Origin of the sequence: Streptococcus sp. 20925_1_22 (assembly GCF_041431685.1) — a bacterium.
GTDB lineage: Bacteria > Bacillota > Bacilli > Lactobacillales > Streptococcaceae > Streptococcus.
This window is the reverse complement of the sequence record NZ_JAPVYE010000001.1, coordinates 173,772-185,579: the sequence shown is the minus strand read 5'-3', so window position 1 is coordinate 185,579 and position 11,808 is coordinate 173,772. Positions and strand designations below refer to the sequence as shown.

Below are 11,808 nucleotides of genomic sequence, written 5' to 3'. Positions count from 1 at the left end.
CCCCATGAGTTTTAGTATTTCTTCTTGGCAGGCCTACTTTACGGACTTTGGCAAGTTTTTCCAAGGATTCCTCTTTACCTTAGCCATTTCTATCGGTGCCCTGATCTTGGCTCTTTTACTAGGGATTTTCTTTGGAGCTATCAGCACAGGTAAGCATAAAGTTCTACGTGGCCTAGCTCGTGTTTTTGTTGAGTTTTATCAGAATACACCGCTCTTAGTGCAATTTGTGATTGTCTTTTACGGTCTTCCGCTAGTTAGTAATTACACCATCATGCCTTCAATCTATTGGACTGCGGTTCTCTGTGTAGGACTGTACCACGGTGCTTATATCGCTGAAGTTATCCGCTCAGGTATCCAGTCCATTCCTCGCGGACAGACTGAAGCTGCACTATCTCAGGGCTTTACCTATGTCGAAACCATGCGATACATCATCCTGCCCCAAGCTTTTCGGATTATCCTGCCACCGCTAATCAATCAGGTCGTCAATCTGATAAAAAACACTTCTACCGTCGCTATTATCTCTGGTATGGATCTGATGTTCGTAACCAAGTCTTGGTCTGCTCTGAACTCCAACTACATCCCAGCCTTTGCCGGAGCAGCTCTGCTCTACTTCCTCCTTTGCTTCCCAATCGCCAGCTGGGGACGTAGGGTAGAGGAAGCCAATAAACAAGCTTACAGCATCTAAGGAGGTCTCTATGGAAAATATTTTAAAAGTCTTAACCGCAAACAACCTCCTCTTTATCCTTAAGGGGCTCTGGCTGACACTGCAAATTTCTTTCATTTCCATTGTCCTATCGATGATTTTTGGAACTATTCTAGCCGTCATGCGAAATGGAAAAAATAAACTGCTCAAGCTGATTGCCAGCATTTACATCGAATTTGTCCGTAATGTACCCAATCTGCTCTGGATTTTCACCATCTTTTTAGTCTTTCAGATTAAGTCAACGCCAGCCGGTATCATCAGCTTCACTGTCTTTACTTCTGCTGCTTTGGCAGAAATTATCCGGGGCGGCCTTAATGCCATTGACCCAGGTCAGACTGAAGCTGGCCTATCTCAAGGATTTACTCAGTTTCAGATTCTGCGTTATATCATCCTACCTCAGGCTATTCGGAAAATGCTGCCAGCCATCATTTCTCAGTTTGTCACAGTGATTAAAGATACTAGCCTTCTCTATTCTGTTATTGCGCTCCAAGAACTTTTTGGTTCTGCTCAAATTCTGATGGGACGCTATTTTGAAGCTGAACAAGTCTTCGCGCTCTACCTACTAGTAGCAGCCATCTATTTCCTGATTAACTTCGCTATTTCCAGCTTCTCGCGCAAGCTATCCCAACACTGGGCTCAAGCTGCAGAATAAGTAGCTCAAATACAGAACTACTTTCTAAAAGTTGAGTTTTGCCAACTCAGCTTTTTTATTTTTAATATTTGTGGTAGAATAATATCAAAGGATAGACAAGGAGAACGATATGAAAAAACTGACATTGCTTTTCACCACTTTCTTAACACTAATCTTTCTCAGTGCCTGCAGTCAGTACGCTAGCTTTCAGGGAAAATGGAAGGCTCAGAAAGCAAACGGAGAGGACATTGACATTGTCTTCAATGACAAAACAGGCAAGCTAGGCGATAAAGAATTTCACTATAAGATAGATAAGTCAGGCTACCAAGATAATACCAAATATTACAGTATCACTGTCAGCGACACCTATCACTACACCATCCTTTTCCCAGATGATGATATGAAAATAGCTACTCTTCTAGAACCTGATGACCCGTCTAGTGACCCTCTCTATGGGGAAATGCTCTATGCCATGAACCGAAATGAGTATCCTGATTTTGATGATTATGTGGATAAATACTTGAATTAAGATTAAACTTGCTAACATAATTAGTTAAAGAAGTTTCTACCTACAGATAGAAAACAATAAAACCCGAGCTAATTGCTCGGGTTTAATCGCTATCCAATGAGTTCTACTTTTCAAGGCGTGATTTGCTAGCAATGTCTGCTAAGATTTGCTCTACAAATTCGTCTACTGGTATTGTATGTGTTTCTTTTTGACCGTAGCGGCGGACATTGACAGTCCCGTCTTCTACTTCCTTATCACCAACGATGAGCTGATAAGGAATCTTGCTAGTTTGTGAGGCACGAATCTTGTACTGCATTTTTTCATTACGCTCATCCACATCAGCACGAACACCCTTGTCGCGCAGCTTCTTAGCTACTTGCCAAGCATAGTCAATATGGGCTTCGTTAGAAACAGGAATCAAAGTCACTTGATGCGGAGCCAGCCAAGTCGGGAAGGCACCCTTGTAATTTTCAATCAAGATAGCTGTGAAGCGCTCCATCGTTGAGATAACCCCACGGTGAATCATAACTGGGCGATGCTCTTCACCATCAGCTCCAACATACTTGAGGTCAAAACGCTCTGGCAAGAGAAAGTCCAGCTGGATAGTTGACAGAGTTTCCTCATTTCCAAGGGCTGTTTTAACCTGGATATCGAGTTTCGGACCGTAGAAAGCTGCTTCTCCTTCTGCCTCAAAGTAGTCCACACCCATTTCGTCCAAGGCTGCTCGCAGCATGGTTTGGGCATTTTCCCACATCTCATCGTTGTCAAAGTACTTGTGAGTATCTTGAGGGTCACGAAGAGACAGACGGAAACGATATTCTGTCAAGTTGAAGTCGGCATAAACGTCGATAATCAACTGCAGCGCACGCTGGAATTCTTCTTGGATTTGTTCAGGAGTAACAAAGAGGTGACCATCGTTCAAGGACATTTCACGTACACGTTGAAGACCAGTCAGGGCACCAGATTTTTCGTAGCGGTGCATCATGCCAATCTCAGCAATACGGATTGGAAGCTCACGGTAAGAATGAACGTGGTGTTTGTAGACTTGGATGTGGTGAGGACAGTTCATAGGACGAAGAACAAACTCTTCTCCATCACCCATATCCATGGTTGGGAACATATCCTCCTGGTAGTGCTCCCAGTGACCAGAAGTCTTATAAAGCTCCACAGAGGCCAAAGGCGGAGTGTAGACGTGTTGGTAGCCTGAAGCCAACTCTTTGTCAACGATGTAGCGCTCCAACTCGCGACGGACCGTCGCACCGTTTGGCAGCCAGAATGGCAAGCCTTGACCCACTTCTTGTGAAATCATGAAGAGATCCAGTTCTTTACCTAACTTACGGTGGTCGCGTTCTTTAGCTTCTTCCCGCATTTGCAGATATTTCTTCAGGTCTTTCTTGTCAAACCAAGCAGTACCATAGACCCGCTGCATCATAGCATTGTCGCTGTTCCCGCGCCAGTATGCTCCAGCCACATTCAAGAGGTGGAAGATTTGGATACGACCAGTTGATGGGACATGAGGCCCACGGCAGAGATCCACATATTCACCCTGACGGTAGATGGTCAAACCGCCCTCGTCTTCTGAGTGCTCTTCAATCAATTCCAACTTGTAAGGATCGTTTTTGAAAATTTCACGGGCCTCATCCTTGGTCACTTCCTCACGGATGGACGGGAAGTTTTCTTTGACGATTTTCTTCATTTCTTCTTCGATACGAGGCAGGTCTTCATTTGAAATTTGCCCTGCTTCATTATCTGTATCGTAGTAGAAACCATCCTGAATGGCAGGACCAACGCCCAAGTGAATATCTGGGAAAAGACGGCGAGCTGCTTGCGCAAACAAGTGGGCTGCAGAGTGACGCAAGATATCTAAAGCATCTTCGTGGTCAGGTGTCACGATTTCAATAGCACCATCTTCAGTGATAGCACGAGTCGTATCAATCAATTTGCCATTGAATTTACCAGCCAAAGCTTTTTTAGCTAGGGAATTGCTGATAGATTGAGCAATTTCAAAAGTTGTAACGCCAGATTCGAATTCACGAACAGCGCCATCTGGGAAAGTAATCTTAATCATGAGTTTTCTCCTTTAATATCTATTCTATTTATATTGGACAATTTAAAGATTCGAGCAATCTCTTCCGCAGTCTGCTTTTCTGATTGACTACCATCTGTTATGAGGCTAGAATAGCCTAGTCTCACCGCTTCCTTCCGAACCATTTGAGCAAAAAGAATGTCTCGCTGCATCCAGTTTTCAAAAGCTTGCTCAGGATTGGTTGTTCCCTCTAAGACATAAGGAACCCATTCTCTCTGTCTATAATGCTTTTTCTGAAAATCAGCTGTCGGAGTCAAGCATAGATAAGAGGGCACTGGGCATTCAAGCTCCTTTACCAAGTGAGGCAAAAGTCCTGCCCCCTCCACCAAGAGAGGTCTATCTTGATTTTTTATCAAGTAAGATTTTACATAAGGAAAAATCTCTTCATAAAAGCGCCATTCTTCATCTGCCATCTCTTCTGGATTTCTCATCCAGATTTGTTCCGGATTTCTGTCCTGTCTAAGAAGGCAAATCGGCTGTGAGTCTGCACTTGCTTGACTCATCATCTCGTCTACCAAATCATCCAGTTTGATATGAAGCAGCTGATACTGTCTAGCAAGAAGTGAAGCAATTGTTGACTTCCCACTACAAGGCGATCCGCCAATCATATAAAGCACCATTCTCCCTCCTTCTGACAAAAGAAAAACGACATCCAAAAAGGACGTCGCAACGTGGTTCCACCTTCATTTATGCAAGTCGAAAGACTCACACCTCGAATCGGCTCTAACGTAGCCACCGTTTTATGTTTGCATAAAAGCTAATAGAGTAGTCCCAACTGCATCCTCTACGCGATTCCCAGCTCCACGCGCTCTCTAAAAGATTTCCTGCAGGTGATTTGTCTCTAGAAAACATTATAGCACGATTGGAGAAATTTGCAAGAGCTATTGACCATCAAAACCAGAAAAACGATTTAGAGCCTCTTGACTCAAAGTGGCAACTTGACGTTTTTTACGGTATTGCTCTGCCAGCAGCATTCCTCCCAAAGAAAGGAATAACAAGACATGAATATCCCTAGCATTATAAAGCGTGGAAGTGATTGGATTATAAATCTTGTCTCCTGAGTAAAAAAGTCCGTCAAAAAAGTTTTTGAATAAGTAATAATACTGAACCCCTGGAATCAAAAGAAGAAAGGGCAGTGAAAAACCTTGCATCCGAGTATTTATATAAACAATCACTGCGCCAATCAAAGGAAGCAGCACAGCATAATAAAATAAATTAAGATTAGAAAGCCAGCTCAAATCGCTTTCCATACTTTCTGTATTATTTATAAAATATTGCCAAATTTGTTCCCAAATCAAGCCCGAACCAACGACAATGCCATAGAACAAAAGCAACCACGGCAACTGTTTGAGATATTTTTTCATAAGATTTCTCCTCTATTTTTAAACAAAACCTTGCATAAATAGCTATTGCCACAATGATGCAAGGCATATTTCTATTCTAATAATTTAGTAATATTCCTGATTTTTTTCACTTGCTTACTCGAAGCTTTGAGGATACGAACGGAGCCATTGATTGGAAGAGAAATGACTTTTCCAGGCAGATAGGCCACTGTCTTGGCCAGACGCTTGGCAGCACTTTCCTCTGGGCTGAGCTCGTTATGGAAGTCTTTGGAAATAGTCAAATCTAGATAAAACTCATAGACTCTGCGACCAAAATTCTCCGCTGAAATCTCGTAAAGCTTGTCTGCTAGCTTTTGCTCATCCATGTCAGGCGTCGCAATAATCGCCTCTAAAATAGCGCCTGATAAATCCCGCTCTTGGTAATAAAGGGTCCCAAAAATCTTGTCACTGATAACATTATCCAGATAAGGATTTCCATGGGCAATAATCGGTGTGCCGCTGGCTAAGCTTTCCAGATAAGTCAGACCTTGAGTCTCACTGGTTGAGGCAGAGATAAAGAAATCCGCAGCTTTATAGTAAAGGGCCGTATCACTTGGAGCAATCATCCCCGTAAAGATGACAGCTTCTTCAATCTGAAGCTTGGCAACCAATTCTTTCAAGTCTTCTGCATAAGGACCGTCGCCGACAATGACTAGCTTGACTTTGTCATTTTCTTCAAGGACGGCAGGCATCGCCTCAACGATAGCCTGGATATTCTTTTCATAAGAAATACGGGACAGACTGAGCAGCATAATCTCGTCTTCAGCAAGACCTAACTTGAAACGAAGCTTCTTGATATCCTCACGCGAAATTTCCGGCCGCTCAAACTTCGCCAGCTCAATCCCTGTCGGAATTACCCGTTTTTCTGCTTCGATTTTATAGTCAACCAAGAGATCATAAACAATCTCACTAGGGCAGATAACCCCATCCAAATCACTCATGAAGCCGCGGACGATGTACTTGACCATACTAGGACGGATGACCATTCCCTTGGCAATATAGTGCACATAATCCTCATACTGGGTATGATAGGTATGTACTACCGGAATTCGCAGTTCTTTGGCAATCCAAATCCCCAGCAGCCCTAGTGAAAACTCTGTCTGGGTATGGATAATATCCAACTGATATTGGCGGGCAATTTCTAAGGCATGAGAAAATCCTCGGTAAGCCACTCTTCGGTCCTTAAAGGCAAAGAAAGGTACGCTGGGAATTCGAATAATCTGCCAATCCTCATAACGATTGACATCCTTGTCCGTCGTCGTAAAAATAAATACCGTGTGACCTAATTTTTCCAGCTCCGTCTTCAAAGTCCGAATACTGGTAGCAACCCCAGAGACCTGAGGAAAATAGGTATCTGTAAAAAGACCAATACGCATCTTACATCTCCAAAACTGTTTGATAAGCCTCAACTAACTGACCTGAGACATCGTCAATGGACCGGCTTTTAGCCACTTGATAGCCTGCTTCACGCTTATCCACCTTTTTATCTAGGATATTTCTCAGAGACTGGACAAACTCATCTACATTGTTGCAGAGCTCGGCTGAACGCTCATCCACCCAGCCATGATAAACTGGAATATCGCGCAACACAACATTCTGCTCACTGGCCAAGGCTTCCAGGACAACAATTCCTTCAGTTTCCTCATAGGATGGGAAAAAGAAGGCATCCGCTCCAGACATGGCTCCCTGAAATACCGCTCCCTTAAAATAGCCAGGGAATTCGACATTATCAGGGTGGTCAAAGAGAACCAGACGACGAATCTTGCGCGGAATCAGCCAGAGATTTATAGAGCCCAGCCAGATAAAGCGCACATCTGGCATCCTGCGGGCAACCTCTACAAAATCCTCAATCCCCTTGCGGCGGAAATAAAGGCCAGCACAAACGACCACCTTCTGCCCCTCTTCAATCTTAAAATACTTTTTAAAAACTTCTTCCTTGCGAGCATCTTTCTTATACCTAGGCAGGTCAATGCCGTTTGACACAGCTACCATAGGTGTTGTGACCCCATAAGACTGGATCAGCTGCTTGGAATACTCCGATGGCGTGATAATGAAATCCGCCTTTTTATACATATGCGTCAGATATTTACCAAAAAGCGGAGCAAAGAGATTAGATCCAATAAAGGAATTTTCAAAGTCCTCCTTGGTCGAATGCCCATGCATAATCACTTTTTTATTGCCCCTCTTGGCAGCATGCAGGAGAAGCAAGCTACGGGGACCATAGGTATTGATGTGGACCACATCATAATCTCCTAAAACGTCCGTCGTATAAGGAATCCCAGCCAAATCCAAGGCATGCATCTGATGCTGGAGGGCTCGGCCAATTCCCGATTTCTCCAAAACGGACTTTCCTTCAAGATACAGTAATACTTTCATACTTCCTATTATACCTAAAATAAAATAAAAAGGAAATCCACAAGGGCAAATGAGGTAAAAAATCCATCCAAAGCCTGATAAGGCTTAGAAAAGTACCCCTAGCTAAACGGAAACACAAAAAAGAGGCTGGGACAAAAGTCCTAGCCTCTCAATTATCTTTGGATTGTCGAGCAAGACGCAGTGGTTGAGTGGGCTCTACTACGCTGATTTCATCAGCTTTTACAGCCCTACTCAACTGTGCGGAGGTGGGACGACGAAATCGAATTCTAACGAATTACCGATTTCTGTCCCACTCTCCTCGCTTCATAGTCATGAAACTCTCTTAAAGCAGTCATTGACTTAGTCTCTTCGCTCGCTTTTCAAGCTCAGATAAGTTCCTAATCAGACTTACAGACACCGCTTATTTCCGAGTTGATTTACGCTCGCTAATGCTGTGAGCTAGGAGAACTTCGCGTTCTTCCAATTCTTCCTTATGCATAATCTTAGTCAGCATGCGCATACTGATAGCGCCGATGTCATAGAGGGGCTGACCGATTGTGGAAAGGTTAGGACGAGTGAAACGAGCTACTTGCGAATCATCACTGGTAATGATTTCAAAATCTTCTGGAACTTTGATACCTTGATCAGACAGACCATTTAAGAGGCCTGCTGCCAGTTCATCTCCTGTGACAAAAGCTGCAGTTGCTTTGGAAGCAATGACACGCTCTGCCAAATGGTAGCCATCATCATAAGAATATTTAGATTCAAAAACCAAGCCTTCGCTGTAAGAAAGTTTCTTGTTCTTCAAGCCATCTTTATAGCCTGATAGACGGATTTTCCCGTTGATATCATCTACAAGCGGTCCGCTGACAAAGGCAATTTTCTTATTGCGCTTAGCCAGTAATTCTACAGCATCAACCGTTGCTTGTTTGTAGTCAATATTGACGCTCGGAAGCTGATGCTCCACATCAACAGTCCCCGCCAAAACGACCGGTGTGCGTGAACGTGAAAATTCTGAACGAATTTTCTCCGTCAGATGATAGCCCATGAAAATAATGCCATCCACCTGCTTAGAAAAGAGTGTATTGACAACGGATACTTCCTTATCGTCGTCCTCATCACTGTTAGCCAAGACAATATTGTATTTATACATTTCAGCAATATCGTCAATCCCTTTTGCCAAAGTAGAGAAATAGCTGTTGGTAATATTAGGAATGACAACGCCGACGGTTGTAGTCTTCTTACTGGCTAGTCCACGTGCTACCGCATTTGGACGATAGTCAAGACGGTCAATGACCTCTAAAACTTTTTTACGTGTGTTTTCTTTGACGTTCTTATTTCCATTCACCACTCGACTGACTGTCGCCATCGAAACTCCCGCTTCACGGGCGACATCATAAATCGTTACTGTGTCGTCTGTGTTCATATAGTTTCCTTTCTTCTATTGAAAATATCGTTTTCACTTTCCTACATTCACCATTTTATCACTTCTTGTAAACACTTTCAAGTATTTTGATAAGTTTTTGAAAAGTCTTGCTTTTTTTGACATTTTTTGCCAAAATAGAGGCATAGAAAGAAGGTTGTGACCATGACAAAAATTCAACAAATCACCCACTATCTCGAGAATGAGAAGCTAGATGCTGCTGTCCTGTCTGATCCAGTCACTATCAATTATCTGACCGGTTTCTACAGCGACCCGCATGAGCGGCAGATGTTTTTGTTTGTCTATCCTGACCATGAGCCCCTGCTCTTCGTGCCAGCTTTAGAAGTTGAGCGGGCTTCAGGAGCTGTTTCCTTTTCAGTCCTTGGCTATATGGACTCGGAAAATCCTTGGCAGAAGATTAAAGCAGCCCTGCCGGCTCACTCCTTTAAGACTGTCGCTCTTGAGTTTGATAACTTGATTTTGACCAAATATCATGGATTGAAAACTGTCTTTGAAACTGCAGAATTTGCCAACCTGACTCCTTACGTCAACCGCTTGCGCCTGATTAAGTCTGCCGATGAAATCCAGAAAATGCTGGTAGCTGGGCAATATGCTGATAAGGCTGTCAATATCGGTTTTGACAATATTTCACTGGAAAATACCGAAACAGATATCATCGCTCAGATTGACTTTGCCATCAAGCGCGAAGGCTATGAGATGAGCTTTGAAACTATGGTCCTGACGGGAAATAATGCAGCTAACCCGCACGGCATTCCCGGTGCCAACAAGGTCGAAAATAACGCCCTCCTCCTCTTTGACCTTGGCTGCATGGTCAATGGCTATGCTAGCGATATGACGCGGACTGTTGCTGTTGGCCAGCCTGACCAGTTCAAAAAAGATATCTACCATCTGACATTAGAAGCCCAACAAGCTGCTCTTGACTTTATCAAGCCAGGCGTCACAGCTCATGAAGTAGACCGCGCAGCACGGCAGGTCATCGAAAAAGCTGGCTACGGTGAGTATTTCAATCACCGACTCGGCCATGGTATCGGTATGGATGTTCACGAATTTCCATCCATTATGGAAGGCAACGACATGGTCATCGAAGAAGGCATGTGCTTCTCTGTTGAGCCTGGTATCTACATCCCTGGCAAGGTCGGTGTCCGCATCGAGGACTGCGGCCATGTCACTAAGAATGGTTTTGAACTCTTCACTGAGACTAGCAAAGACTTGCTGTATTTTGAATAGAATTTTATAAGTCTATATTATATTTTGAATGATTATTGGACTTAGCAAAGACCTTCTGGTTCTTTGAGCTATCATTGTTGAACATTGTTATAGCTGTCTTAGTCCTTAAGCGTTTATAATTTCAAAAAACGATAGAAAAGTTTCTGTCGTTTTTTCTTGTTTCCTGGTATTTATAATAAGTCATTAAGGGGCACCAGCTTTTCTTCCAATGAAGTCGTCTCTCGAGACATTCCGAAGAACTCAATGGCTCCTCACTATCTAGTTCTTACACTAGCAAGATAATTTCATCACTGAAAAGATAAAGCGTCATTAAAGCTTATCATATCAGAGGTTTTTATCCCTTCTTGCCCTTCTGATTTAAAAATGTTATAATTTTTTATGAAATTATCTAAAAATTCTAATCTTTGCTGTTAAGGAGGTCTGGATGCTCTTCAAAAGGTCAGAAAATCACGGATTTTCTCGCTATCTCTGCCTAATCTTGCTTCTCATCATTTTTCTGGCTTTCTCCCTCTTTTTAGCTGTATCTTTGGGATCGGTCACTATTGATATACAGGATACTTACCAGATTATTTTCAGCAAGCTCGGCTTTTCCCTTGGTACAGGCAAACTATCGCCGTCTACAATCGCTATTGTTTGGAACATGCGGGTTCCAAGAGTGCTTTTGGGAATCCTAGCTGGTGCTGGCCTTTCTGTCTGTGGCAGCGTCATGCAATCTACTGTCAATAATCCTATTGCAGAGCCTTATATCTTGGGAATTTCAGCGGGTGCAACCTTCGGAGCCACACTGAGCATTATCTTAGGGCTCAAATCCATTACTGGCACAGGTGCCTTTATAGGAGCCATTCTGGCATCGGCAGTGGTCCTTTTTATCGCATCCATGCAGGGAAAAATGACGACAAGCAGTCTGATTTTATCAGGAACGGTTGTAAATGCCCTTTTTATCGCCTTTTCCAACTTTATCATTTCCGTCGGTGCCAATGCTGACAGCCTTATGACAATCAAGTTCTGGACTATGGGTTCACTGGCCGGAACTTCTTGGTCAGATCTTGCCTTGCCAGCTCTTGTTGTTAGTCTCTCCTTTTTGTTTTTCTGTTCCCAGTATCGTATTTTCAATACTATGATGATGGGGGACGAAGCAGCTCTGACGCTGGGAGTCCCTCTGCGTTTTTACTGGTTCCTTTATATCACAGTTGTCGCAGTCATGACAGCGGTACTGGTTGCCTGCTGTGGCATTATCGGCTTCGTCGGACTAATCACTCCGCACATTGCTCGAAGATTAGTCGGTACCAACTACAAAAGGCTCTTTCCTATCGCTACCCTGCTCGGCTCTCTCTTTCTTGTCTGGGCAGATGTTTTAGCTCGAATTTTGGTCAAAAATGCCGAGCTGCCGATTGGGATCTTTACCGCTTTGGTTGGCGCACCCTTCTTTATCTACATTGTAGCCAAAAGCCGAAAGGAGGTAAGCAGCTGAT

Annotated in this window: 11 protein-coding genes; 5 read left to right on the top strand and 6 right to left on the bottom strand. The window is 43.5% G+C overall.

Annotation, left to right across the window (positions count from 1 at the left end; genetic code table 11):
• The first annotated feature begins 4 nt into the window (after positions 1-4).
• The 3 genes from O3621_RS00965 to O3621_RS00955 all read left to right on the top strand — a co-directional run bounded on the left by O3621_RS00965 (position 5) and on the right by O3621_RS00955 (position 1,863).
• Positions 5-685, top strand: coding sequence for an amino acid ABC transporter permease (locus O3621_RS00965; RefSeq protein ID WP_175859767.1), 681 nt, complete (start codon positions 5-7; stop codon positions 683-685).
• A 10-nt stretch (positions 686-695) separates the two neighbouring features.
• Positions 696-1,355 carry an amino acid ABC transporter permease gene (locus tag O3621_RS00960; RefSeq protein WP_371513306.1) on the top strand — a complete coding sequence of 220 codons (660 nt, stop codon included), beginning with the start codon at positions 696-698 and terminating at the stop codon, positions 1,353-1,355.
• 109 nt (positions 1,356-1,464) lie between these two features.
• Entirely contained in the window at positions 1,465-1,863 is a 399-nt protein-coding gene (locus O3621_RS00955) for a hypothetical protein (protein WP_009659277.1), read from the top strand.
• Positions 1,864-1,966: 103 nt separating this feature from the next.
• Here the strand turns inward: O3621_RS00955 and thrS are convergent, their stop codons facing one another.
• The 6 genes from thrS to ccpA form a co-directional block, all read right to left on the bottom strand.
• Positions 1,967-3,910 (bottom strand): threonine--tRNA ligase, encoded by a 1,944-nt coding sequence (thrS, locus tag O3621_RS00950; protein ID WP_125340945.1) that lies wholly within the window; start codon positions 3,908-3,910, stop codon positions 1,967-1,969.
• Positions 3,907-4,548, bottom strand: a complete 642-nt coding sequence (locus tag O3621_RS00945; RefSeq protein ID WP_175859824.1) for an AAA family ATPase — start codon at positions 4,546-4,548, stop codon at positions 3,907-3,909. The genes thrS and O3621_RS00945 overlap by 4 nt, the downstream gene beginning before the upstream one ends.
• A gap of 261 nt (positions 4,549-4,809) precedes the next feature.
• Positions 4,810-5,292: a hypothetical protein gene (locus O3621_RS00940; protein WP_125340946.1), complete on the bottom strand. Its 483-nt coding sequence runs from the start codon at positions 5,290-5,292 to the stop codon at positions 4,810-4,812.
• Between the two features lie 71 nt (positions 5,293-5,363).
• The gene (locus O3621_RS00935) at positions 5,364-6,686 is read right to left on the bottom strand and encodes a glycosyltransferase family 4 protein (RefSeq protein ID WP_002894916.1); all 1,323 of its coding nucleotides are present in this window, start codon (positions 6,684-6,686) and stop codon (positions 5,364-5,366) included.
• A gap of 1 nt (position 6,687) precedes the next feature.
• Positions 6,688-7,686: a glycosyltransferase family 4 protein gene (locus O3621_RS00930; protein WP_125434393.1), complete on the bottom strand. Its 999-nt coding sequence runs from the start codon at positions 7,684-7,686 to the stop codon at positions 6,688-6,690.
• A 400-nt stretch (positions 7,687-8,086) separates the two neighbouring features.
• Entirely contained in the window at positions 8,087-9,091 is a 1,005-nt protein-coding gene (ccpA, locus tag O3621_RS00925; protein WP_002894913.1) for a catabolite control protein A, read from the bottom strand.
• Between the two features lie 162 nt (positions 9,092-9,253).
• Between ccpA and O3621_RS00920 the strand changes: the two genes are divergently transcribed.
• Positions 9,254-10,336: a M24 family metallopeptidase gene (locus O3621_RS00920; protein ID WP_371513303.1), complete on the top strand. Its 1,083-nt coding sequence runs from the start codon at positions 9,254-9,256 to the stop codon at positions 10,334-10,336.
• A 424-nt stretch (positions 10,337-10,760) separates the two neighbouring features.
• Complete coding sequence (locus O3621_RS00915; protein ID WP_371513301.1) at positions 10,761-11,807, top strand: FecCD family ABC transporter permease; 1,047 nt, start codon at positions 10,761-10,763, stop codon at positions 11,805-11,807.
• Position 11,808: the final 1 nt, after the last annotated feature.